Origin of the sequence: Sanguibacter massiliensis (genome assembly GCF_900240335.1) — a bacterium.
GTDB lineage: Bacteria > Actinomycetota > Actinomycetes > Actinomycetales > Cellulomonadaceae > Flavimobilis > Flavimobilis massiliensis.
The window spans coordinates 2,193,754-2,216,319 of sequence record NZ_LT964979.1 but is presented as its reverse complement, the minus strand read 5'-3'; the positions used below and the strand labels follow the sequence as shown (position 1 = coordinate 2,216,319).

The 22,566-nt window shown below is 72.1% G+C and carries 23 protein-coding genes; 12 read left to right on the top strand and 11 right to left on the bottom strand.

All coding sequences use genetic code 11. The annotated features are described in order from the left end of the window. Window positions 1–63 precede the first annotated feature (63 nt). Both hemB and C1729_RS10325 read left to right on the top strand, forming a co-directional pair. Window positions 64–1,068, top strand: coding sequence for a porphobilinogen synthase (hemB, locus tag C1729_RS10330; RefSeq protein WP_102509869.1), 1,005 nt, complete (start codon window positions 64–66; stop codon window positions 1,066–1,068). Further along, window positions 1,065–2,426 carry a glutamate-1-semialdehyde 2,1-aminomutase gene (locus C1729_RS10325; protein WP_102509868.1) on the top strand — a complete coding sequence of 454 codons (1,362 nt, stop codon included), beginning with the start codon at window positions 1,065–1,067 and terminating at the stop codon, window positions 2,424–2,426. The genes hemB and C1729_RS10325 overlap by 4 nt, the downstream gene beginning before the upstream one ends. Before the next feature lie 31 nt (window positions 2,427–2,457). On the opposite strand, the gene C1729_RS10320 is transcribed toward C1729_RS10325, so the two are convergent. From C1729_RS10320 to C1729_RS10305, 4 genes are all read right to left on the bottom strand, one after another. Then, a complete protein-coding gene (locus C1729_RS10320) occupies window positions 2,458–3,042 on the bottom strand; it encodes an MFS transporter (RefSeq protein WP_242493791.1) in 585 nt (194 codons plus the stop codon). Between the two features lie 310 nt (window positions 3,043–3,352). Continuing rightward, on the bottom strand, window positions 3,353–4,282 hold the full coding sequence (locus C1729_RS10315) for a glycine betaine ABC transporter substrate-binding protein (RefSeq protein ID WP_102509866.1): 930 nt from the start codon (window positions 4,280–4,282) through the stop codon (window positions 3,353–3,355). A 70-nt stretch (window positions 4,283–4,352) separates the two neighbouring features. After that, window positions 4,353–5,216, bottom strand: a complete 864-nt coding sequence (locus tag C1729_RS10310) for an ABC transporter permease (RefSeq protein ID WP_102509865.1) — start codon at window positions 5,214–5,216, stop codon at window positions 4,353–4,355. Next, a complete protein-coding gene (locus C1729_RS10305; RefSeq protein WP_102509864.1) occupies window positions 5,213–6,640 on the bottom strand; it encodes a quaternary amine ABC transporter ATP-binding protein in 1,428 nt (475 codons plus the stop codon). Before C1729_RS10305 ends, C1729_RS10310 begins: the two co-directional genes overlap by 4 nt. A 441-nt stretch (window positions 6,641–7,081) precedes the next feature. Here C1729_RS10305 and C1729_RS10300 point away from each other — a divergent pair, with 441 nt between their 5' ends. The 3 genes from C1729_RS10300 (at window position 7,082) to C1729_RS10290 (ending at window position 11,114) form a co-directional block, all read left to right on the top strand. Then, on the top strand, window positions 7,082–7,384 hold the full coding sequence (locus C1729_RS10300; protein ID WP_102509863.1) for a metal-sensitive transcriptional regulator: 303 nt from the start codon (window positions 7,082–7,084) through the stop codon (window positions 7,382–7,384). 17 nt (window positions 7,385–7,401) lie between these two features. Beyond that, complete coding sequence (locus C1729_RS10295; RefSeq protein WP_102509862.1) at window positions 7,402–9,912, top strand: heavy metal translocating P-type ATPase; 2,511 nt, start codon at window positions 7,402–7,404, stop codon at window positions 9,910–9,912. 257 nt (window positions 9,913–10,169) lie between these two features. Next, complete coding sequence (locus C1729_RS10290; RefSeq protein ID WP_129590727.1) at window positions 10,170–11,114, top strand: hypothetical protein; 945 nt, start codon at window positions 10,170–10,172, stop codon at window positions 11,112–11,114. A gap of 234 nt (window positions 11,115–11,348) precedes the next feature. On the opposite strand, the gene C1729_RS10285 is transcribed toward C1729_RS10290, so the two are convergent. The 4 genes from C1729_RS10285 to C1729_RS10270 are packed head-to-tail and all read right to left on the bottom strand — an operon-like array spanning window position 11,349 to window position 13,952. Then, window positions 11,349–12,116 (bottom strand): ABC transporter permease, encoded by a 768-nt coding sequence (locus tag C1729_RS10285; protein ID WP_102509860.1) that lies wholly within the window; start codon window positions 12,114–12,116, stop codon window positions 11,349–11,351. Continuing rightward, on the bottom strand, window positions 12,113–13,012 hold the full coding sequence (locus tag C1729_RS10280) for an ABC transporter ATP-binding protein (protein WP_102509859.1): 900 nt from the start codon (window positions 13,010–13,012) through the stop codon (window positions 12,113–12,115). Before C1729_RS10280 ends, C1729_RS10285 begins: the two co-directional genes overlap by 4 nt. Then, a complete protein-coding gene (locus tag C1729_RS10275) occupies window positions 13,009–13,314 on the bottom strand; it encodes a transcriptional regulator (RefSeq protein WP_102509858.1) in 306 nt (101 codons plus the stop codon). The genes C1729_RS10280 and C1729_RS10275 overlap by 4 nt, the downstream gene beginning before the upstream one ends. Further along, the gene (locus C1729_RS10270) at window positions 13,311–13,952 is read right to left on the bottom strand and encodes a hypothetical protein (RefSeq protein WP_102509857.1); all 642 of its coding nucleotides are present in this window, start codon (window positions 13,950–13,952) and stop codon (window positions 13,311–13,313) included. The genes C1729_RS10275 and C1729_RS10270 overlap by 4 nt, the downstream gene beginning before the upstream one ends. Before the next feature lie 91 nt (window positions 13,953–14,043). Here C1729_RS10270 and C1729_RS10265 point away from each other — a divergent pair, with 91 nt between their 5' ends. Together C1729_RS10265 and C1729_RS10260 are read left to right on the top strand one after the other, a co-directional pair. Next, window positions 14,044–14,829: a CPBP family intramembrane glutamic endopeptidase gene (locus C1729_RS10265; RefSeq protein WP_102509856.1), complete on the top strand. Its 786-nt coding sequence runs from the start codon at window positions 14,044–14,046 to the stop codon at window positions 14,827–14,829. A gap of 110 nt (window positions 14,830–14,939) precedes the next feature. Continuing rightward, on the top strand, window positions 14,940–17,636 hold the full coding sequence (locus tag C1729_RS10260) for a lysylphosphatidylglycerol synthase domain-containing protein (protein ID WP_102509855.1): 2,697 nt from the start codon (window positions 14,940–14,942) through the stop codon (window positions 17,634–17,636). Between the two features lie 179 nt (window positions 17,637–17,815). On the opposite strand, the gene rpmF is transcribed toward C1729_RS10260, so the two are convergent. Continuing rightward, a complete protein-coding gene (gene rpmF, locus C1729_RS10255) occupies window positions 17,816–17,986 on the bottom strand; it encodes a 50S ribosomal protein L32 (RefSeq protein WP_102509854.1) in 171 nt (56 codons plus the stop codon). A 204-nt stretch (window positions 17,987–18,190) separates the two neighbouring features. Next, complete coding sequence (locus C1729_RS10250; protein WP_102509853.1) at window positions 18,191–18,472, bottom strand: HU family DNA-binding protein; 282 nt, start codon at window positions 18,470–18,472, stop codon at window positions 18,191–18,193. Window positions 18,473–18,819: 347 nt separating this feature from the next. On the opposite strand from C1729_RS10250, the gene C1729_RS10245 reads away from it, so the two are divergent. Next, window positions 18,820–19,215 (top strand): ATP-binding protein, encoded by a 396-nt coding sequence (locus C1729_RS10245; protein ID WP_102509852.1) that lies wholly within the window; start codon window positions 18,820–18,822, stop codon window positions 19,213–19,215. A gap of 33 nt (window positions 19,216–19,248) precedes the next feature. Here the strand turns inward: C1729_RS10245 and C1729_RS10240 are convergent, their stop codons facing one another. Next, on the bottom strand, window positions 19,249–20,391 hold the full coding sequence (locus C1729_RS10240; protein WP_242493790.1) for a MalY/PatB family protein: 1,143 nt from the start codon (window positions 20,389–20,391) through the stop codon (window positions 19,249–19,251). Between the two features lie 36 nt (window positions 20,392–20,427). Between C1729_RS10240 and C1729_RS10235 the strand changes: the two genes are divergently transcribed. The 4 genes from C1729_RS10235 to C1729_RS10220 all read left to right on the top strand — a co-directional run bounded on the left by C1729_RS10235 (window position 20,428) and on the right by C1729_RS10220 (window position 22,315). Further along, a complete protein-coding gene (locus tag C1729_RS10235) occupies window positions 20,428–21,279 on the top strand; it encodes a Cof-type HAD-IIB family hydrolase (RefSeq protein WP_165375481.1) in 852 nt (283 codons plus the stop codon). A gap of 52 nt (window positions 21,280–21,331) precedes the next feature. Further along, a complete protein-coding gene (locus tag C1729_RS10230; RefSeq protein WP_102509850.1) occupies window positions 21,332–21,676 on the top strand; it encodes a PadR family transcriptional regulator in 345 nt (114 codons plus the stop codon). Then, complete coding sequence (locus C1729_RS15390) at window positions 21,673–22,014, top strand: HAAS signaling domain-containing protein (RefSeq protein WP_102509849.1); 342 nt, start codon at window positions 21,673–21,675, stop codon at window positions 22,012–22,014. Before C1729_RS10230 ends, C1729_RS15390 begins: the two co-directional genes overlap by 4 nt. After that, window positions 21,983–22,315 carry a hypothetical protein gene (locus C1729_RS10220; protein ID WP_102509848.1) on the top strand — a complete coding sequence of 111 codons (333 nt, stop codon included), beginning with the start codon at window positions 21,983–21,985 and terminating at the stop codon, window positions 22,313–22,315. The genes C1729_RS15390 and C1729_RS10220 overlap by 32 nt, the downstream gene beginning before the upstream one ends. Window positions 22,316–22,566: the final 251 nt, after the last annotated feature.

The following is a 22,566-nucleotide window of genomic DNA, read 5'->3' as shown; positions in this document are numbered from 1 at the left end:
CGTGGGGCGGCCTCCGCCGCGCCCACCTGGGAAGATGAAGGACCCCGGACCTTGGAGAGAACCGTGACTCACGACGCCCGCCCCGCGCTCCCCTACCGCCCCCGCCGCCTGCGCCGCACACCCGCGCTCCGCGCGCTCGTGAGCGAGACGCGCGTCGACGCACGCGAGCTCGTCCTGCCCGCGTTCGTCAAGGAGGGCCTCACCGAGCCCGCGCCGATCATGTCGATGCCGGGCGTCGTCCAGCACTCCCTCGACTCGCTGCGTCGCGAGGCCGTGCGCGTCGCCGAGGCGGGTCTCGGCGGGCCCCTGCTCTTCGGCGGGCCCCCCGAACGGGGCGCGGGCGGCTCGGGCGCGACCGACCCGGACGGCATCCTCAACGTCGCGACGGCCGCCGTCAAGGCCGAGGTGGGCGACGCCGTCGTCGTCATGACGGACGTGTGCCTCGACGAGTTCACGGACCACGGTCACTGCGGTGTCCTGCGCGCGGACGGCACCGTCGACAACGACGCGACGCTCGACCTCTACGCGCGCATGGCCGTGCTCCAGGCGGAGCGCGGCGCGGACGTCGTCGCGCTCTCGGGGATGATGGACGGTCAGGTCGAGGCGGTGCGCGAGGCGCTCGACGACGCGGGGCTCACCGACACGGCCGTGCTCGCGTACGCCGCGAAGTACGCGTCGGCGCTCTACGGGCCGTTCCGCGACGCCGTCGAGTCGACGCTCACGGGCGACCGTCGGACGTACCAGATGGACCCCGCGAACCGTCGGGAGGCGCAGCGCGAGGTTGCGCTCGACGTCGTCGAGGGCGCGGACATCGTCATGGTGAAGCCTGCGAGCCTCTACCTCGACGTCCTCGCGGACGTCGCAGCGGGCTCGGACGTGCCGGTCGCGGCGTACCAGGTGTCGGGCGAGCTCGCGATGGTCGAGGCCGCCGCGGCGATCGGCTGGATCGACCGCGAGCGGACGATCGCCGAGTCGCTCACGTCAATCAAGCGTGCGGGCGCGGACATCATCGCGACGTACTGGGCTCTCGAAGCGGTCGAGAACCCGCAGGTGAGGGAGCTGCTGTGAGCAACGAGACCGACTTCGAGCACGCGCGGCGGGTTCTGCCGGGCGGGGTGTCCTCGCCCGTGCGGGCGTTTGGGTCCGTCGGGGGGACGCCACGCATGCTGCGCTCGGCGCGCGGCGCGTACGTCACGGACGCTGACGGCATCGAGCGCGTCGACCTCGTCGCATCGTGGGGTCCGGCGCTGCTCGGGCACGCACATCCCGAGGTTGTCGCGGCGGTTCAGGAGGCGGCGGCGCGCGGCCTGTCGTTCGGGGCGCCGACGGTCGCGGAGGCCGAGCTCGCCGACGCGGTCATCGCGCGCGTGCCGTTCGTCGAGAAGCTGCGGCTCGTCTCGACGGGCACCGAGGCGACGATGACGGCCGTGCGCCTCGCGCGCGGCGTCACGGGCCGGCCGCTCGTCATCAAGATGGCGGGCTGCTACCACGGGCACCTCGACGCGCTGCTCGCGCAGGCGGGCTCGGGCGTCGCGAACCAGGCGCTGCCGGGCTCGGCGGGGGTGACGGAGGCGACGGCGGCGGAGACGATCGTCGTCTCGTACGACGATGTCGCGGCCGTGGCTGCGGCGTTCGACGCGCACCCGGGGCGGGTCGCGGCGGTCATCGTCGAGGCGGCGCCCGCGAACATGGGCGTCGTCGAGCCTGCGCCCGGGTACAACGCGGCGCTGCGGCGTCTGTGCTCGCAGCACGGGGCGCTGCTCGTGCTCGACGAGGTGCTCACGGGCTTCCGCGTCTCGGGAGCCGGATGGTGGGGTCTCGAGGGGCGGCGCGAGGGCTGGGAGCCTGACCTCGTGACGTTCGGCAAGGTCATCGGTGGCGGCATGCCCGTCGCGGCCGTCGGCGGGCGAGCGTCGGTCATGGACCATCTCGCGCCCCTCGGGCCCGTGTACCAGGCGGGCACGCTGTCGGGGAACCCGGTCGCGGTCGCGGCGGGGCTCGCGACGCTGCGGCTCGCGGACGCCGCGGTGTACGCGCACGTCGACCGGGTGTCGCGCGTCGTGTCCGACGCGGTGTCGGCCGCGCTCGACGCCGAGGGCGTCGCGCACTCGGTGCAGCGTGCGGGCTCGCTGTTCTCGGTCGCGTTCGGGGAGTGGCCGACGGCGTCGTCCGACGCGTCCGTGCCCGACGCTCTCAGGCCCGACGTTCCTGCAGGTCCGCGCACCTACGCGCAGGTGCAGGCGCAGGAGGGGTGGCGGTTCCCGCCGTTCTTCCACGCGATGCTCGACGCCGGGGTGGCGCTGCCGCCGTCGGTGTTCGAGGCGTGGTTCCTCACGGCAGCGCACGACGAGGAGGCCGTCGGCCGTATCCTCGAGGCTCTGCCCGCTGCGGCCCGGGCGGCCGCGGCGGCCAAGCCCGCTCGATAGCCGATCCGCACACCTGACACGTACGGATCGGCTATCGAGCGAGGCCGTCGGACGAGGGAGCGCCCGGTGCCCGCGGCCGGAGCTGGCCCGCGAGCGACATCGACAGAACCGTCGCGAGCGTGATGAGCCCGAGCGCGTGCCGCGCCCCGAGCCCGTCGACGAGCGCCCCCAGCACGGGCGGCGCGGTGAGCATCGCGATCGTCGAGAACGACGTGACGACGGAGACGCGCGCAGCCGCGTGCAGCGGCTCGTCGGACGCCGCCGCGATCGTCACGGGGTTGACGAGCGCCGCACCCACGCCCCACAGGACGATGCCGATCCACGCCGTCGCAAGGCTCGGCGCGAGCGCAAATACCGCGAGACCGACGAACGCGGAGACGCCCGACGCGCGGACGACCGTCACGCGCCCCAAGCGGTCGACGAGGCCCGTCCCGAGGAAACGCACGACGGTCATCGACGCGACGAACGTGCCGTAGGCGACCGCACCGATCGCCTCGCGGGTCGCGAACCCGTCGGTCACCGCGATCGACAGCCACGTTCCCGCGGACCCCTCGGACAGCGAGGACGCGAGGAGGACGAGGCCGAGCAGGAGGGTGCGCGGACGGAAGGCGGGCAAGCCACTCGGAGCCGACGACACCGAAGAGCCCGATGTGCACCAGGAGCGCGAGGCGCACCGCGCCGACGGATGGGGCCGACGGGAGGGCGGCGGAGGTCACGACTCACGATCCTAGGCGTCGCCGCGTGACGCGACGGCGCTCGATAGCGGATCCGCACACGCATGGTGCACGGATCCGCTATCGAACGACCGGGCTCCGTCACGCAGAATGCGCGATAGCCGATCCGTACGACTCACGTGCACGGATCGGCTATCGGAACACTGCGGGTCAGCCGTGGAGGGCAGGACCGGCAGAGGGTCGCTCAGCGGGTCAGGAGGCGAGGCCCGCCTTCGTCTTGAGGTCGTCGACGAACGTCGGGTTCGCCTCAAGCCACGTACGGACCGACGCGTCCGGGTCCTTGCCCGCGTCGTCGTTGAACATGATGTTCTCGAGCGACGTCAGCTGCTCGTCGGTCAGCTCGAGCGCCTTGACGAGTGCGGCAACCTCCGGCTGGTCCGCAGCAAAGCCCTTGCGGCCCACCGTGTGGATCTCCTCGGCCTCACCCATGACCCCCTTCGGGTCCTCAAGGTCACGGATGGGGAACTCGTCATACGCCCAGTGCGGACGCCACAGCGTGACGACGACGTTCTCGCCGTCCGTCGTCCGGCTCTTGAGCTCTGCGAGCATCGCGGGCGTCGAAGAGATGATGAACTCCATCTTCTCGAGCCCGTACGCGGGGATCGCCTCGTCCTGCGTGATGCGCGTGAGGCCCGCCCCGGCCTCGATTCCGACGAGGCGGCCGTCGAACGCGTCGGCCGCACCCGCAAGCTCGTCGAGCGACGTGATGGGGGCGTCCTCATTGACTGCGATCGTCAGGCGAGCGTCGTCGTACCAGACGCCGAGCTGCTCGAGGTTGTCGCCGTACTGCTTGAGGTAGTCACCGTGCGTGACGGGCAGCCACATGTCGAAGTTGAGGTCGTAGCCGCCGCCGGCAAGGCCCGTGTAGACGACGCCCGGGTCTGCGGTCTCGGTCGTCACCGTGTAGCCGTCGTCCTCGAGCATGACCTTGACGAGGTGGGAGACGGCGATGCCCTCGTCCCACCCGGAGTGGATGCCGATGCTCACGTTCTTGCCGGGCGTCGTACCCGCCGAACTCGGGGCGTCGGTGTCGTCGGACGCGCACGCGCTGAGCGTGAGGCCGAGGCTGAGCGCCGCGAGCGCGGCAAGAACGGGACGGGTGGTGCGGGACGTGCGAGTCATGCGTTCCTCTCGTGGGCGCCGGTGGCGCCCAGGTTCGGTGTGGTGGACAGAGGTTCAGCGAGGGGGCGCGTCAGATGCGCGCGAGGGCCTTGGCGACGGGCGCGCGGTCGGCGAGGGCGGCCGTGACGCGGTCGAGGATCATCGCGAGGATGACAACGGACAGGCCCGCCTCGACGCCGAGGGAGACGTTGACGCGCGTGAGTGACGCGACGACGTCACGGCCGAGGCCGGGGGCGCCGGTGAGTCCCGCAATGACGACCATCGACAGGGACAACATGATGACCTGGTTGACGCCGGCCATGATCGTCGGGAGCGCGAGCGGCAGCTGGATCTGCCGGAGAATGCGTCCCTCGGTCGCGCCGAACGCGTGGCCGGCCTCGACGACCTCGGGGTCGACCTGGCGGATGCCGAGCTCGGTGAAGCGCACGCCTGGGGCGAGCGCAAAGATGATCGTCGCGACGAGCCCGGGGACGACGCCCGTGAGGAAGACGACGACAGTGGGGATGAGGTAGACGAACGCTGGCATCGTCTGCATGAGGTCGAGGACGGGCCGCACGACGGAGGAGACGCGGTCGGAACGCGCGGCCCAGATACCGAGCGGCAGGGCGAGGACGATCGCGACGGCGCTCGCGAGGAGCACGAGCGCGAGTGTGATCATCGCGTTGTCCCACTGGCCCATCGCGGCGACAAGCACGAGGCCGAGCGCGGAGCCGATGCCGAGGCGCCAACCCTTGACCCACCATGCGAGCGCGGCGACGAGCAGGATGACGACCCACGCGGGCGGGGTCGTGAGCACGAGCTCGAGCGGGTCGTAGACGGCAAGGAAGCCGGTCTTGATGGCCGCGAAGAACTCCTTGCCGGACTTCGTGATGAGGTCGACGGCATCAGCGGCGACGTCTCCGAGGGGCAGGCGGGGCACGAGGGTGTCGCTCATCGGGTGCCTCCTTCGGTCGTCGCGGTGCGGTGGGGTGTGGGGTCGTCCGCGGCCTCGGCGGCCGCGACCTCGGCGGCGGACGCCGCGGTCCGGGCGGCGGGCAGCTCGTCGGGGGCGAGCCCGGGCACGCCGTCGTCGGGCGGCAGGGGTTCGTAGCCCTCGGGCACGCCGTTGCCGTTGACGGTCGTCGCACCTGCGCCGACGACGGTCTCGTACGGACCGTCGGCGGCGGTGTCGTCGGGCAGGTCGATCTCCGGGGGCACCATGGCCTCGAGGAGAGTGACGCGGGGGACGACGCCGAGGAGGCGACCGTGGTCGTCGGTGACGGCGACGGGCACGAGGGACTCGGCAGACGGCGCGAAGATCTCAGAGAGCGGCGTGTCCTCGGTGACGGTCGCGACGTCGTTCTTGACGAGGCCGTCGAGGCGCGGGAGGCCGGCGCGGGCGGCGTCGACGACGTCGGAGTCGCGGACGAAGCCGAGGAGCACGCGGTCGCGGTCGACGACGAACGCGGCAGCAACCTGGGCCTCGCGCATGGCGCGGGCCGCGCGGCGCGGGCCCGCTGCGGCGGGAAGGACGACGCCGGGGCGGAGCATGACGGAGGACGCGGTGAGGACGCGGGTGCGATCGACGTCGGCGACGAACTGCGCGACGTAGTCGTCGGCCGGCGCGGTGAGGATCTCCTCGGCGGTGCCGATCTGCACGATGCGGCCGGAGCGCATGACGGCGATGCGGTCGCCGAGGTACATGGCTTCGTTGAGGTCGTGGGTGATGAAGACGATGGTCTTGCCGAGCTTCTGCTGGATCTCGACAAGCTGTTCCTGCATCTCGCGGCGGATGAGGGGGTCGAGTGCGGAGAAGGCCTCGTCCATGAGGAGGATGTCGGTGTCCGCGGTGAGTGCGCGGGCGAGGCCGACGCGTTGGCGCATACCGCCGGAGAGCTGACCGGGCAGGGAGTCCTCCCAGCCGCCGAGGCCGGTGAGCTCGAGTGCGGCGCGGGCGCGCTCACGTCGCTCCTCCTTGCCGATGCCCTGGATCTCGAGGGGGTAGGCGGCGTTGTCGAGGACGGTGCGGTGCGGGAGGAGCGCGAAGTGCTGGAAGACCATGGAGACGGTCGTGCGGCGCAGGGTGCGCAGGCGGGAGGCGCTCACGGTGGCGAGGTCGTCGTCGCCGAGGAGCACGCGGCCGGAGGTGGGGCGCCACAGTCCGTTGAGCATGCGGATGAGGGTGGACTTGCCGGAGCCGGAGAGGCCCATGACGACGAAGATCTCGCCGTCGGCGACCTCGAAGGAGGTGTCGATGACGGCGGCGGTGCCGAGCGACTTGACCTCGTCACGTGTGGCGCCGGCGCGCAGCTTGCGCACGGCCTCCTGCGGTCGTCGACCGAAGACCTTGTAGACGTTCTCGACGCGGATCGCTGTCATGGGTTTGGGTGCTCGCCACCTTCGTACGCTTGCCGTCCGGAGCGGGGCGGTGGCCCTGCTCTCGTGAACCTGCCCGGAGTGATCGTCGGGCGTGCGAGATGGCGGGGCGGGGGCTGCGGCCGTGAGGTCGAGTCCGGAGCGGCGGTGGCCGCGGCCCTGCGCCGTCGTCGGCCGGTCCTCGTCAACCTTGCCCTACTCGAGATTGATTCTCGACCTGCGGAGCACAGTTTTTGGCTCACTCTTGACCATCCCGTTGCCCGGATAGCCGCCTGACCTGCATCGATGCAGACCGCGGGAACGTTATAGGACCGTGACTTTTACCAAAGTGAGGGGATTCACAAGGAAACCGGGAAGGTCTCGTCCGGCCGCGACGCACGAACCACACCGCCCGATACCCCCAGGGGGTGTACGTGGGTACCCCTCGGGGGTATAGTCGATGGCATGGAGCACACGCACGGCACCACCACCCACGGCTACGTGCAGGACAAGGACGCCTACCTCAAGCGCCTCGCCCGCATCGAGGGCCAGGTCCGCGGCATCGCCCGCATGGTCGAGAACGACACCTACTGCATCGACATCCTCACCCAGGTCGCAGCCGTGACGAAGGCGCTCCACGCGGTGAGCGTCGGCCTCGTCGGCGACCACCTCGGCCACTGCGTCGTCGATGCCGCCAAGCAGTCCGATGAGGCCGGCGCCGCCAAGGTCGCCGAAGCCACTGACGCCATCGCTCGCCTGCTCCGCTGACACGAGGAGACACCACCATGAGCACCACCACCGGTCTCGGCATGCCCGCCGCGCCCGACCCCGTCGTCATCGACCTCGCCGTCGGCGGCATGACCTGCGCGTCGTGCGTCGCCCGCGTCGAGAAGAAGCTCGCCAAGCTGCCCGGCGTCAGCGCGACCGTCAACCTCCCCCTCGAGTCCGCGCACGTCACCATCGAGCCCGTCGACGGCGAGACCGTCGACGCCACCGCGCTCGTCGCCGCCGTCGAAGCCGCCGGGTACACCGCGAGCGTCACCCGCACGACGGCGCCCCAGCCGCCCGTCGCGGAGCCCGGGCCGGTAGAACCCGGGACGGCAGAGCCCGGGACACCCGCCGCCACGTCTGCCGATGACTCCCTCGCCGCCGACGACCACCACGACACGTCCGCCCCGACGCCCGACCGCGGCACCGACCTCCTGCGACGACTGCGCGTCTCCGCAGTCCTCGCCCTGCCCGTCGTCGTCCTCTCGATGATCCCCGCCACGCAGTTCGACGGCTGGCAGTGGCTCGTCGCCGCACTCTCCCTGCCCGTCGTCACCTGGGGTGCCTGGCCGTTCCACACCGCCGCGTTCCGCGCCGGCCGCCACGGCTCGTCCACCATGGACACCCTCGTCTCCCTCGGCGTCATCGCCGCGACCGGCTGGTCCCTCTGGGCCCTCCTCCTCGGCGGCGCCGGCGAGATCGGCATGCGCATGGAGATGACCTTCCTGCCACGCGCCGGCAACCACACCGGCATGCCCGAGCTCTACCTCGAGGTCGCCGTCGTCGTCACCGTCTTCCTCCTCGCGGGCCGCTACACCGAGCACCGCTCACGCCGACGCGCAGGCGACGCACTCCGCACCCTCCTCGAGCTCGGCGCCACGACCGCGACCCTCCGCGTCACCGGCGCCGACGGCACCGTCACCGAGCGCGAGATCCCCGCCGCGCAGCTCCAGGTTGGTGACGAGTTCGTCGTCCGCCCGGGCGGCAAGGTCGCCACCGACGGCGTCGTCGTCAGCGGAACCGCTGCGATTGACACGTCCCTCCTCACGGGCGAGCCCGTCCCCGTCGACGTCACCGTGGGCGACGCCGTCACGGGCGCGACCCTCAACACCGACGGCCACCTCGTCGTCCGCGCGACCCGCGTCGGCGACGAGACGACCCTCGCCCAGATCGGCAGGCTCGTCGCCGAAGCCCAGACGGGCAAGGCACCCGTCCAGCGGCTCGCCGACCGCATCTCCGCGGTCTTCGTACCCGTCGTCCTCGTCATCTCGCTGCTCACGCTCGTCACGTGGCTGCTCGTCGGCGGGACCGACGCTGCCAACGTCCAGGCCGCCTTCACCGCCGCCGTCGCTGTGCTCATCATCGCGTGCCCGTGCGCCCTCGGCCTCGCGACACCGACCGCCCTGCTCGTCGGCACCGGGCGCGCCGCCCAGCTCGGCATCGTCATCAAGGGCCCCGAGACGCTCGAGTCGACGCGCCGCATCGACACCGTCGTCCTCGACAAGACCGGAACCGTCACCGCAGGTGCCATGGCCGTCGACCACGTCGTCACCCTCGACGACGCCGTACCTGCGAGCGAGGTCCTCGCGTACGCCGCCGCCGTCGAGGCAGGATCCGAGCATCCCGTCGCCCGCGCCATCGTGCGCGCCGGCGTGGACGCGAGCCGCTCCCGCACGGACGACGGCGCTCCCGCGAGCGCCGCCAGCCCGGCTGTCGGCGCCGACGGCGTTGCCGTCGGGTCCCTCCAGACGCTCGACTTCACGACGACCGCGGGCGGCGGTGTCACCGGCACCGTGCGCACCGCGCACTCGGGGCCGCACCTCTCGCGCCGCGTCCTCGTCGGCAAGCCCGCATGGATCGCGGGGCAGACAGGTGCCACCGACGCCCGCGCGGCCACCGCTGTGCGCGACGCCGAGGAGTCCGGCGCGACGGCAGTCGTCGTCGCGTGGGACGGTTCCGCACGCGGCGTCGTCGTCCTGCGCGACCCCGTGAAGCCCACCTCGCGCGAGGCGATCGCCGAGCTCCGCGCCCTCGGGCTGCGGCCCCACCTCGTCACGGGCGACAACGCGGGCGCGGCCCGCGAGGTCGCAGCTGCGGTCGGCATCGATCCCGCCGACGTCGTCGCGGGCGTCCTGCCCGACGGCAAGGTCGACGTCGTCAAGCGACTCCAGGCCGAGGGGCGGGTCGTCGCGGTCGTCGGCGACGGCGTCAACGACGCCGCAGCGCTCGCCCAGGCGGGCACGCAGGGTCTCGGCATGGCGATGGGCACCGGCACGGACGCGGCGATCCAGGCGTCCGACGTCACGCTCGTGCGCGGTGACCTGCGCTCGGCCGCAGCGGCCGTGCGGATCTCGCGCCGGACGCTCACGATCATCAAGCAGAACCTCTTCTGGGCGTTCGCGTACAACGTCGCGGCGATCCCGCTCGCGGCGCTCGGCCTGCTCAACCCGATGATCGCGGGGGCGGCGATGGCGGCGAGCTCGGTCATCGTCGTGACGAACAGCCTCCGCCTCCGCCAGGCCTCCTAGCCCCCTCTCCTCCGCCCCGCCCTTCCCTCTCCCCTTCCCTCTCCCCGACTCGTAGGTCTCCAGCACCATCGAATGGTGCTGGAGACCTACGAGTCGCCCCAGGTCCGCGACTCGTAGGGCTGAGACACCATCGAATGGTGCTCCAGGCCTACGAGTCGGGCTGGCGTGTCGACCACAGTGACCGGAGGCGCCCCCGCCATCCACAAATGTCGCGTCGACGGTCGCGACAGACACCGACGGACGCTTCACTCGTGCCCGTGCCGCCACGCATCGACCCGTCCCGCATTCCGGCCGTGGCCCACCTCCAGCACGGCGTGTTCACACGTGCGCAGGCTATCGCCGACGGCTTCACCCGACGCCAGGTGGACCACCGCGTCCGCACCGGCCTGTGGGTGTACGTCGTCGGCAAGGCGCTCGCCCACCGCGACGCGTCGATCGACGCCTGGTCCCTCGCCTGCGCAGCCTGGCTCTCCCGGCCCGACTGCATCGTGCTCGGCAAGGTCGCCGCCGCACTTCACGGGGTCCGCGTCGAGCTCGACGGAACCGTCGAGATCTGGACCGACGCACCCGGCGACCCAGGGCCCGCGCGGATCACCCCGCGGCGAGTTCGGCTCCGCGACGACGAGATCGTCGACGTCGCCACCGTCGACGGCCGCCCCGGACGCGCCACGACCGTCGCGCGTTCCTGCGCCGACACCTTCCGCTGGACGCCGCACGTCGTCGGCCGCAACGCGCTCGCGTGGGCGCGCAGCCGGGAGATGGTCACGGGCGACGAGCTCGTCGCTGACGTCGCCGCACAGCCTCGCACCCGAGGAAACCCGCAGGTCAAACGCTTCATCGGCTACTGCGAGACGGGTGCGATGAGCAGCGACGAGGATCGTGCGCACGCGATGCTCCACGAGTACAGATTCACGGGTTGGCGAGCCGACGTGCCTCTGCCGGATGACCGGGCGCCCGTCGCGCGCGCGGACGTCTACTTCGACGCGGCGCGGCTCGACGTCGAGATCGACCGGCCCGAGACCCACGCGCATCGCCGCGAGGAGGACCGCATCCGGGACATGCGACTGCGCGCCCTGGGGATCGCGACGCACCGCATCCAGGCCGACGACCTTGCGCGCACGCCCGCGCGCGTCGCCGAACGCCTCCGAGAGGTCGTCGAGGCGCGCCTCCGAGAACGTGCCCGGGTCCGTCAGCGCGCCTGACCCCCGTCGTCCCCCACACTCGACTCGTAGACCCCCAGCACCATCGAACAGTGCCCCAGACCTACAAGTCGCACACCAGAAACGACTCGTAGACCCCCAGCACCATCGAACAGTGCCCCAGACCTACAAGTCGCACACCAGAAACGACTCGTAGACCCCCAGCACCATCGAATGGTGCTGCAGGCCTACGAGTCGGAGGGGGTGAGAGGGAAGAGTGGAACGGGGACGAGGGGGTCAGCGGTAGCGGCGACCCTCGTCGCGGCGGTACGCCCACACCGCGAGCGCCCCGAACGCCACCGTCCAGCCGAGCAGCACGAGCCACGACGAGCCGTGCGCCGCCTCGATGCCGAGCGCGTCGACGAGCAGGTCCCGGCCCGCACGCGTCGGCGTCGCGAGCGACACCGTGTCCATCCACGCCGGGAAGAGGTGCGGCGGCATGAAGAGCCCACCCGCGAACGCGAGCGGGAAGAGGATTACCTGGACGATCGCGATCGCCGCCTTCGCGGTGAGCGCGTACCCGAGTCCGATGCCGAGGAGGATGAACGGCACGGCGCCGACGAGCAGCATCCCGACGCCCGCGAGCAGCTGCGGCGCAGGCACGCCCGCCTCCGTGAAGAACGCCGCGACGAGCAGCAGCGGCACCATGCCGAACAGTGCCATGACGAGCCCGACGAGGATCCGCCCGACGAACCGCGGCACGGGTCCCGCCGGCAGGGAGCGCACGAACGGGTCGAAGGGTGACTCTCGGTCCTCGGCGACGCCGAGCCCGTGCGTGAACATGCTCGCGGAGCACACGGAGAAGAACGCGAGGCCCGCGACGGCCGTCGTCGCCCACAGCCTGTTGCCGGCGACGTCCGCCTGCGGCACGACGAAGAAGAAGAGAGCGAGGGCGGGGAAGACGGTGTTGCCGATGACGGCCGCAGGGATGCGGATCGTCTCGAGCAGCTGGAACTTCGTGTGGACGGCGACGAGGCGGAGCGCCCCGGGGGTCGTGGCGGTCATCGTCGGGCTCCTTGCGGGGTGGTGGCGGTCTCGGCGACGACGTGCGCGAACGCTTCCTCGAGGGTCGCGCCGCGGACCTCGAGGCCGTGGAAGCGCAGGCCCGAGCGGACGAGCGTGCGCACGTAGGCGTCGGCGTCGCGCGTGAGGATCGTGCGGCGGTCGCCGTCGCGCTCGGCGCTCACGACGCCGTCGAGCTCGTCGACGTCGTCGTCCGACGTCATCGTGACGCGCTGGACGTCGACGCGCGCGAGGATCCCCGCGAGGGAGTCGTCGCCGACGACGACGCCGCGGTCGATGACGACGACACGCTCGGCGAGGGCCTGCACCTCCTCGAGGTAGTGGCTCGTGAGGAGCACGGTCCCGCCGGATCGGTGGTAGCCGCGGACGGCGTCCCACAGTGCGTGGCGGGCGTCGACGTCGAGGCCGGTTGTGGGCTCGTCGAGGAGGAGGACGCGAGGGCGGCCGACGAGCGCGAGCGCGACGGCGAGGCGGCGCTTCTGCCCGCCGGACAGCGAGCCGGTCTGGCGTCGGGCGAGGTCGGCGAGGTCGAAGTCGTCGAGCAGCGACGCCGTCGGGACGGGGTCGGCGAAGTGGGCGCCGACGAAGTCGACGACCTCACCGACGCGCAGCGTCGGCGGCAGCCCGGTCTCCTGCGGGGTGAGGCCGAGGCCCTGGCGTGCGACGGGGTCGCGCGGGTCGCGGCCCTCGAGGAGGACGGTCCCGGCGTCGGGGCGTCGGCGTCCAGAGACGAGGGAGAGCAGGGTGGACTTACCGGCCCCGTTGGGGCCGAGCACACCGACGAGCTGGCCTGCGGGGACGTCGAGCGACACGTCGTCAAGCGCGACGACGGATCCGAAGCGTCGGGTGACGCCGGTGACGGTGACTGCGCTGGTCATGGGGTGGCTCCTCGGACGATCTGGCGGAGGGTCTCGGTGTAGATCTCGGACGCGCGGCGCCCGGCTGGGGTGAGCGCGAGGTAGGTGACGGGCTTGCGGCCCTCGTGGCTCTTGGTGACGGCGACGTACTCGGCGTCCTCGAGCTTGCGGAGGTGGGTGGAGAGGTTGCCGCCGGTCATGTCGAGGAGCTTCTGCAGGCGGGGGAAGGTCATCTCGTCGCCGGGGCCGAGCGTCGCGAGGGTTGCGACGACGCGGAGCCGGGCGGGTGCGTGGATGACGGGGTCGAGCTCGCCGACGCTCATGCCTGCGCCCAACGGCGACGTGCGAGCGCGAAGGTGACGAGCGCGGCGAGGAGCATGCCTCCGCCGCCCGCCGCGGCCATGACGGTGTAGACGCCGGGGACGCCCGCGAGGGTCGCGGCGCCGCCGACGAGGACGATCCAGGCGCCGAGCAGGTACATGGTGAGCTCCTGCCAGACGGCGCCTCCGGCGAGGTAGAGCATGCCGACGACGAGCGCGGAGAGGGCGTTCCAGCCGAGGGCGACGACGGTGTCGTTGGCGCCTGCCTGCGTGAGGCCGGCCATGACGAGGTTGACGGCGGCGAACGCGATGAACCAGGACCAGCCGAACATCGCTCCGGCGCGGGCCGAGGGACCGCGGACGCCGCCCGAGCGGCGGGCGATGTGGGTCCCGGTCGCGACGCCGGCGGCGACGAGCAGCACGGCGAAGGCCGTGCCTGCGACGGCCCCGGGGCGGCCGTCGTGGGTGCGGGCACCCCAGGCCATGACGGTGTAGCCGACGACCCAGGCGAGGCCCCACACGGCGAAGAGGTACGTGGGCGAGGGTTCGGCGCGCTGCACGACGGTCGCGCGCTGGGCGTTGATGAGTGCGAGCGAGGCGGCGGCGTCGAGCGTCGCGTCGTCCTGGGTGTCGTCGGTCATGACCCCTCCTGAGGTTTGCAGTGCAAACTACTTTGCACTGCATCCAGCTGAGACGCAACCCCTCCCCAGCCACCACTGCTATAACGGGGCGATGAGCACCGACGTCGACCGCCGCACCCGCCGCCGCCTCGGAGTCGAGATCTGGATCGTCCTCGGACTCTCCCTCGGCCGCTCCGCCGTCTACGCGATCGCCAACATCCTCGAACGCCTCAGCGCCGACACCGCGCTCAAGGACCAGGCCGCGTCCATCAACACGTCCCTCGCGGAACGCCCCTGGGTCGACCTCGGCTACCAGCTCCTCAGCATCGGCTTCACCCTCGTCCCCGTCGCACTCGCGCTCTACCTCCTGTCCGAACCGGGCCGTTCCGTCCTCAAGCAGATCGGCCTCGACCGCGCCCGCCCCCTGCGCGACCTCGGCTGGGGCATCGCCCTCGCCGCCGCGATCGGCCTGCCCGGCCTCGGCTTTTACGCGCTCGGCCGCGCCGTCGGCATCACCGTCCAGGTGCAGCCCGCCAACCTCGACGCCTACTGGTGGACCGTCCCCGTCCTCATCCTCCACGCGCTCAAGAACGCGCTCCTCGAGGAAGTCATCGTCGTTGCCTACCTCATGACACGGCTCGAGCAGATGCGCTGGTCCGTCCCCGCGATCATCGTCGCGTCGTCCGTCCTGCGGGGGAGCTACCACCTCTACCAGGGCATCGGCCCGTTCTTCGGCAACGTCGTCATGGGCGTCGTCTTCTGCCTCTTCTACCTCTCCCGCTGGGGACGCCGGCGCACCATGCCGCTCGTCGTCGCGCACACGGTCCTCGACATCGTGTCGTTCGTCGGCTGGGCGCTCCTTCCCGCGAGCCTCCTCGCCGCCCTCGGCGTCATGTGAGGCTCGCGGCTCCACCTTCGGGCTCGACCTCGTACGCCCCAGGGATGATCCTCGGCTCCACACCCGACAAAACCCTCGGGTCGGCCAGGTCGCGGCCCTAGACTCGGGCCATGCCCACCAGCCCGAGCACTCCCGACGCGCCCACGCACGTCGACGCGCCCGACGCTGGGCCCGCCCCGGACGCGTCGCCCGACACCCCGCACCCCAGTCGCACCCACGACGTCGGCGCCTACGTCCGCGGGCCACGCCTCGCCCGACCCCGGCTCCCCGAGCCCGGCGAGCCAGGCCACGTCCGCCTCATCGACGCCCCCTCGAACCGGGTCCGCCGCCCCCAGGACGCGCTCGGCATCGTCCTCGCGCTCCTCGGCATCGCGCTCGTCATCCTCCTGACGATCTTCGCCCACGCGACGACCGTCGGCGTCCAGCAGGACGTCCAGGGCTTCTCCCGCCTCCTCGCGCAGATCCTCACGCTGCCCGTCGTCCTCCTCGAGGGCATCGTCACCCTCGGCGCGCCCCTCATGGTGCTCGGCGAGCTCCTGTGGCGGCGCAACCTCCGGCAGGTCGTCGAGTCGTTGCTCGCCGCAGGCCTCGGCCTGCTCCTCGCGCTCCTCACGTACGTCGCCGTGACGACGTTCGGCGCCGTCTCGCTCATCGCGGGCCTCACCATCAGCATCGGCGGGCAGCCGACGCTCTCGCTGCCCGCGTACGTCGCCGCGATCGTCGGCATGCTCGTCGGCGCGGGCCCCCGCACCCGACGTCGCTCCGTCGCGTGGTCGTGGAACCTCCTGTGGTTCACGCTCGCGATCTACCTCATCACCGGCCAGGTGTCGCTCGCGGGCGTCCTCCTCATGCTGCTCGTCGGCCGCGTCGCAGGCCTCACCGTCCGCTACGTCTCGGGCGTGAGGTCGGAGCGCGCGCACGGCCCGACGCTCGTCGACGGCGTGCGCCGCGCAGGGTTCGAGCCGACGGCGCTCGTCCGAGTCCGTGACCTCTCCGACCGGCCGCACGACGTCGTCCAGGACATCGCGCCCGAAGGCACAGCGCCGCTGCACCGCTCAGGACCCTGGTGGTCCGGCAGCGCGCTCGGCACGCCCGAGCCCTCGCCGTTCGACGAGGCGACGCTCGCCCTCATGCGGTCCTCCGACCACCGCATCTACTCGATGACGACCGCCGAGCGCGACCGCCTCGACGTCGTCGTGCTCGACGGCGAGCGGCAGGTCGTCGGCATGCTCGCCCGCACGTGGCGGTCGCTGCGCATGCGCGGCATCGAGGGCCGCTCCGCGATCTCGCTGCGGCAGATCGCCGAGCGCGCCGCGCTCCTGCAGTACTCCGCGCAGGCCGCGGGGGTGCGGACTCCCGAGCTCCTCGGCGTGTCCGCGGCCGACGACTCGATGATCCTCGTCCAGGAGCACGTCGACGGTTCGCTCCCGCTGCGGGACGTGCCCGAACTCGTCCTCGACGACGCGACGCTCGCCGAGTGCTGGCGACAGCTCCTGCGCGCCCACGACGCGGGGCTCGCGCACCGCTCCCTCACCGCCGACGTCGTGCTCGTCGGCCACGACCCCGATGGGCAGCCCGAGGTGTGGCTCACCGGCTGGGAGAACGGCGACATCGCGAGCGCCGAGCTGGCCCGCCGCGTCGACCTCACGCAGATGCTCGCGCTGCTCGCGCTGCGGGTCGGCCCCGAGCGCGCGCTCGCCTCCGTCACGGGCCTCGTGCCTGACGACGAGATCGAGGCGCTCGGCCCCCTCCTCCAGACGATCGCCCTGCCCACCGCGACGCGCGAGGAGATCCGCCGGTCGAAGAGCGACGTCCTCGACCGGCTGCGCGACGAGATCGTCGCCCGCCTCCCCGAGGCCAACGTCGAGCCGTTGCGCCTCGTGCGCTTCGGAGCGCGCTCCGTCATCACCGCTGTCCTCGCGATCGTCGCCGTCTCCGTGCTCGTCACGAAGATCAAGTTCGACCAGATCACCGACGCGGTCTCGCAGGCCAACCCGTGGTGGGCGGTCGCCGCGTTCGCGATCGGCTGCCTCACCTGGCTCGGCGCGGCCCTCGCCCTCATGGCGTTCTCCCCTGCACGCCTCTCCCTGTGGAAGACGACGCTCACGCAGGTCGCCGCGTCCTACGTGTCGATCGCGGCACCCGCCGGCATCGGCCCCGCCGCGCTCAACCTCCGCCTGCTCACGCGCGCCGGAACGTCGGGGACCCTCGCGGCCGCGTCCGTCGGGCTCGTCCAGGTCGCACAGATCGTCGTCACCGTCGTCATTCTCGTCATCCTCGCGGCCGCGACGGGCGACGGCGGACTGCTCCGCCAGCTGCCGTCCGCGACCGTGCTCGTCGCCCTCGGCATCGTCGCGGCGCTCGTCGCGAGCATGTTCCTCGTGCCGGGCGTGCGGCGCTGGGTGGGCACGAAGATCGAGCCGCTCGTCACGCAGACGTGGCCGCGCCTCTCGACGATCCTCTCGTCTCCGCGGCGCATCATGATCGGGCTCGCGGGCAACGCGCTCATGTCACTCGGGTACATCTTCGCGTTCGCGGCGTCCCTCAAGGCGTTCGGGCTCGACGTCGCGATCATCGACTCCGCGGTCATCTACCTCCTCGGGAACACCGCGGGTGCGGCCGTGCCCGTGCCGGGCGGCATCGGCGCCGTCGAGGGCGCGCTGACGCTCGGTCTGCAGCTCACGGCGGGGGTCCTGCCGGCCGTCGGCGCGACGGCCGTCATGCTCTTCCGTGTCACGACGTTCTGGCTGCGCATCCCCATCGGTGCGATCGCGATGCGCATCCTCCAGCACTCGGGCGACCTCTAGCCCCACCGTCATCCCCTCTCCCGTCCCCGACTCGTAGGGTCCCAGCACCATTCGATGGTGCTCCGGACCTACGAGTCGCTGGAGTTGCGGGGGCTTCCCGCACGGCGCGCGCATGCGGAAGCCCCCCACCGCTCAGCGGTGGGGGGCTTCCGGGTGTTTCACGTCGTGAGACGAGGGTTTCAGCCCTCGACGCTCACGAGACCGCGCTGCGCGCCCTTGACGAGGCGACGCGGGATGCGGACGGTCTGACCGTCGACGCGAACCTCGACGAGCTCGGTCGCGGTGGCCTTCCACTGCGAACGGCGGGCACGGGTGTTGGAGCGGGACATCTTCCGCTTCGGAACTGCCATGATCGTCCTTTGGATCGGAGTGAAACCTGGCTCCGTCAAGACGAGCCAAGGCCCGGGGAGCGGTCATATTTCGCCTCATGCTACGACCGCGTCGGAACGACGGTCAAATCTCTGGCGGTACCACGGGCGCACGTCACACCCGAGGAACGACACGACCCCGCCCCTGCGAGCAGGGACGGGGTCGTGCGAGAGTGCGGCGCTGCGTCAGCCCTGGACGGCCTTCTTGAGCAGCGAACCGGCGGAGAGCTTGACTCCGTAGCCGGCGGGGATCGAGATCTCCTCGCCCGTGCGCGGGTTGCGGCCCGTACGCGCGGCGCGCTCGACACGCTCGACGGAGAGGAGGCCCGTGAGCTTCACGGCCTCGCCCTTGCCGAGGGACTCGATGAGAACCTCCTGGAGAGCGGCGACAGCGCGGTCGGCGTCGGCCTTCGTGAGGTCAGCCTTGGCGGCGATGGCCGAGACGAGGTCGGAACGGTTGAGCGACATACATATCCCTTCATCGGGTCACGGCCCGGCGACGAGGCGTCGGGACGTCAGACTTCAGAGTCCTGCCGGGCGGCGGGACCGTGGACAATCGTCGGGAATCTTGCCATGCCCCTCGCGAGGCGCATCAGCATCGTTCCGCGTGTCACCGTACAACGTCCCGGGGGAGTCGGCGCACGCGCGACGCGCCCAGGACCGCAGGATGTCGCCGACGAAGTACTCCATCACCCACGGCTCCGGTTGCGCGCGCCCGCACGGGGCACGACGCTTGAGAGCGTTGACGGTCGTTCTGCGGGTCGGCCGGACGCGCACAGGCAGCCCTGTCGAGAGCGGAAGAGGTGCATCCGTCCATGAAGCACGCACTGGCGATCCCGCCCGACTTCGGCGCGGTCGCTCCCGCGCGCAGATGGGCCGCCGGTCACCTGCGCTCCGCCGGCGTCGGCGGTCACCTGCTCGACGTCCTCGTGCTGCTCGTCAGCGAGGTCGTGACGAACGCCGTCGCCCACGCGTCTCCCCCGGTCCACCTGCGGCTCGAGATCACGGACGGCGTGGCGCGCGTCGAGGTGTCGGACCGCGCGCGCGAGGTTCCGGTCATCCGGCATCCCGCACCCACGCAGGGCGGCGGCCGCGGGGTCGGGCTCGTCGACATGCTCGCGACGCGATGGGGCGTCATCGAATCGGCGAACGAGGACGCGCCGAAGACGGTGTGGTTCGAGGTCGCGCTCGAGGACGTCCGGCCGGACTGACCCGTCGGGCAGGCAGACGGCGTACCGGACCCGTTACGCGAGCGCCGCCGCGATGCGGCGGACGGCCTCCGTGAGGATCTCGGGGTGCGTCGCGAAGTTCACCCGCACGTGCTTCTCGCCGCCGGGCCCGAAGTCGGTCCCGCGCGACAGCGCGACGCGTCCACGCTCGAGGATCTGCGCGGCCGGGTCGTCGCCCGCACCGTACGCGGCGAGGTCGACCCACGCGAGGTACGTCGACTCGGGGACCTGCATGCGCGCGAGCGGCAAGTGCTCGGCGACGAGGTCGACGAGGAGGTCGCGCGAGCGCGTGAGCGCCGGCAGGAGCTCGTCGAGCCACGGGCCGCCGTCGCGGAACGCTGCGGTCTGCGCGACGAGGCTCACGTGCCCGACGCCGTTGAAGAGCGTCACAGGGAAGGCGTCGACGATCGCGCGCGCCTCGGGCCCTGCGACGACGATGGCCGCCTTGAAGCCCGCGAGGTTCCACGTCTTCGCGGCGGAGAGCACCGACACGCCGCGCGGGTCGACCTCGACGTACGGGACGAACGTCGCGCCCGGGTGGACGAGCGGCGCGTGCGCCTCGTCGGAGATGACGACGACGCCGTGGCGGGCGGCCGCCGCGGCGAGCGCCTCGAGCTCGGCACGCGTGTGGACGACTCCCGTGGGGTTGTGCGGGTTCGAGAGGAGGACGGAGGCGCGCCGCCCGCCGGTGACGGCCGCGGCGAACGCCTCCTCGAGGGCGGGCACGTCGAGACGGCCGTCGGCCGTGAGCGCGACGGGCTCGACGACGCGACCGATGAGGCGGGGGTTGCGGAAGAACGGCCCGTAGACGGGCGACGGGACGATGACGGTGTCCCCCGGGGGCGTCGTCGCCTCGATGACGGCGCCGAGCCCCGCGAGGATGTCCGGCACGACGCGCGCGGGCGTCGCGTCGACCTGCCAGCCCCAGCGGTCGGCGGCGAACGTGCTGAACGCCGCGACGAACTCGTCGGGCGACGCGGGGTAGCCGGTGTCGCCCGCGGCGACGAGGTCGCTCACGGCGCGCACGACGGGCTCGGCGACGGGCACGTCCATCTCCGCGACCCACAGGGGCAGGACATCGGGCTCGTACGCCCGCCACTTGACGCCCGTCCGCGTACGGAGCTGGGCCAGGTCGAGGATGCTGAGAAGGTCCGTCACGCCCACGACGGTACCTGCTGGGCAATGATGGGCCCTGTGACTTCTGGTATCCGTCTCATCGCCTCCGACGTCGACGGCACGCTCCTCACGCCCGACCACCGCATCACGCCCGCTGTGCGTGCGGCGGTGCGGCGCGCGACGGACGCGGGCGTCACGGTCGTCCTCGCCTCCGCCCGCGGGCCTGAGGCCTTCCGGCACATCGTCGCCGAGCTGGGGCTGCCGCCGTTCGCGGAGTCGCCGTCGGACGACCCGCTCGCGGGTGCGTTCGTCTCGTTCCAGGGGGCCGTCGTCGGGCACTTCCTCGCGGACGGCTCGCTCGACGTGCTCCACGAGACGCGGCTCGACCTCGAAGCCGCACGGGAGATCGTGCGGACGGTCGTCGCGGCGGGGCACGTCGCGAACTGGTACGACGGTGCGGCCTGGCTGCCGTCCCGGTGGGACGAGCTCGGAGAGTTGGAGGCGCGTGCGACGGCCGTCGAGCCGGCGGGGTTCATCGGCGACGCGCAGCTCGTCGACGCGGGTGCGCGGGCGCCGCACAAGCTCATGGTGCCGCCGTGCGCGTGGGACCCGGAGCTCGTGCCGCGGATCGCCGCGAACCTGCCGGAGGGGTGCGAGGGCTTCCTCTCGGGGGAGCACTACCTGGAGATCGTCGCGTCGGGCGTCGACAAGTCGAGCGGACTCGTGCAGCTCGCCGCGGACCTCGGCGTCGGGCCGGAGGCGATGGCGGCGGTCGGGGACGGGCCGAACGATCTGGGGATGTTCGCGCACGTCGGGACTGCGGTGGCGATGGCGAACGCCTCGGACGCGGTCAAGGCGGCGGCGACGTGGGTGACCGCGTCGAACCGTGAGGACGGGCTCGCGCTCGCGATCGACCGCCTCTTGGGCTGAGCCGCGCGCAGGGCCTTGCGGGGTCTTGTCGCGTCCGACTATCGTGTGTCACATGGTACCTGGCGACGATGCGATCCTGGCGCATCTCAGGCGCGGCAGCGTCGAGCACTGCGTGCTCGCCCTCCTGCGCGACGGTGAGGCCTACGGCCTCGACATCGCCGCGCGCCTCGGCCACGACGGCGTGCTCCTCACCAGCGAAGGCACCCTCTACCCGCTGCTCTCCCGCCTCCGGAAACAGGGCCTCGTCACGACGAGCTGGCGCGAGTCCCCCGCCGGCCCTCCCCGTCGCTACTACGCACTCACCCCCGCAGCGCACGACGCCCTCGACCGCTTCACGACCGTCTGGGCCCGCTTCCGCGACGCCGTCGACTCCACCCTCACCGGGAGCCCCTCATGAACGACACCTCGACCCTCGTCGACCGCTACCTCGACGACCTCGCCCGCATGCTCACCGCTCTCCCACCCGCCGAGCGCGCCGACGCCCTCGGCTCCGTGCGCGAGCACCTCGACGACGCGATCGCCGACCTCGGCCGGCCCGCGACGCCCGAGGACGTCACCGCAATCCTCACGCGCCTCGGCAGCCCCGCCACGGTCGCCGCAGCCCTGCTCGACGACGCCCCACCCGGACCAGCCCCAGCCGACGCACCCCTGCCCGCCGANCTCTGTGTGGTTCCAGGGCCCGGGGGGAACCGGGACCTCCCCCGTGGGGGCCGGCCGCCAGCGTCAGTGGTTTAAAAGAGCCAGCCCCGGCGACAGCGACGCCACCGTCGCGCTCGTCCTCAGCATCCTCGCGCTCCTCATCCCCTTCATCGGGATCATCGCCGCGGTCGCCACGATCGTCCTCGCCCGACGCTCCCGGCGACGGGGCACCCGCCGCGAGGGGATCCGCACGACCGGACTCACTCTCGGCATCGTCGCGCTCGCCGGACAGCTCATGATCATCGCGGGACTCGTCAGCCTCCTCGCCGCGCGCACCACCTACTCCGAGACCGACGGCAGTCGCACCGTCGTCGAAAGCGTCGCTCCAGTCCACTGACTCACCTCCGCGAAGGTCGGGACTTCCGTCCCGCACGTCCGACGACAACAACTTCTCCACGCCGATCTCAGCATCCACACAGGTCGACAGGGTGTTCTGAGGTGAGACATCGACGCCAGAGCGTTAGTGTCGTGTCCTCGGGGGCCCCCTGAACCCCCGAGCGCCTGTTCCCTGACAGGCGCCGGCCGGGCACCGCCCGGCCCCCGCGCCCCGGGCCCCCTGAACCCGGGAGCGCGGCCGGGGCGTCGCCG

Coding starts and splice junctions, on each gene's coding strand:
- C1729_RS10300 (WP_102509863.1), top strand. CDS start 7,082: ATGGAGCACACGCACGGCACCACCACCCACGGCTACGTGCAGGACAAG.
- C1729_RS10310 (WP_102509865.1), bottom strand. CDS start 5,216: ATGAGCGACACCCTCGTGCCCCGCCTGCCCCTCGGAGACGTCGCCGCT.
- C1729_RS10265 (WP_102509856.1), top strand. CDS start 14,044: ATGAGCACCGACGTCGACCGCCGCACCCGCCGCCGCCTCGGAGTCGAG.
- C1729_RS10260 (WP_102509855.1), top strand. CDS start 14,940: ATGCCCACCAGCCCGAGCACTCCCGACGCGCCCACGCACGTCGACGCG.
- rpmF (WP_102509854.1), bottom strand. CDS start 17,986: ATGGCAGTTCCGAAGCGGAAGATGTCCCGCTCCAACACCCGTGCCCGC.
- C1729_RS10285 (WP_102509860.1), bottom strand. CDS start 12,116: ATGACCGCCACGACCCCCGGGGCGCTCCGCCTCGTCGCCGTCCACACG.
- C1729_RS10275 (WP_102509858.1), bottom strand. CDS start 13,314: ATGAGCGTCGGCGAGCTCGACCCCGTCATCCACGCACCCGCCCGGCTC.
- C1729_RS10230 (WP_102509850.1), top strand. CDS start 21,332: ATGGTACCTGGCGACGATGCGATCCTGGCGCATCTCAGGCGCGGCAGC.
- C1729_RS10280 (WP_102509859.1), bottom strand. CDS start 13,012: ATGACCAGCGCAGTCACCGTCACCGGCGTCACCCGACGCTTCGGATCC.
- C1729_RS10305 (WP_102509864.1), bottom strand. CDS start 6,640: ATGACAGCGATCCGCGTCGAGAACGTCTACAAGGTCTTCGGTCGACGA.
- C1729_RS10315 (WP_102509866.1), bottom strand. CDS start 4,282: ATGACTCGCACGTCCCGCACCACCCGTCCCGTTCTTGCCGCGCTCGCG.
- C1729_RS10245 (WP_102509852.1), top strand. CDS start 18,820: ATGAAGCACGCACTGGCGATCCCGCCCGACTTCGGCGCGGTCGCTCCC.
- C1729_RS10295 (WP_102509862.1), top strand. CDS start 7,402: ATGAGCACCACCACCGGTCTCGGCATGCCCGCCGCGCCCGACCCCGTC.
- C1729_RS10250 (WP_102509853.1), bottom strand. CDS start 18,472: ATGTCGCTCAACCGTTCCGACCTCGTCTCGGCCATCGCCGCCAAGGCT.
- C1729_RS10270 (WP_102509857.1), bottom strand. CDS start 13,952: ATGACCGACGACACCCAGGACGACGCGACGCTCGACGCCGCCGCCTCG.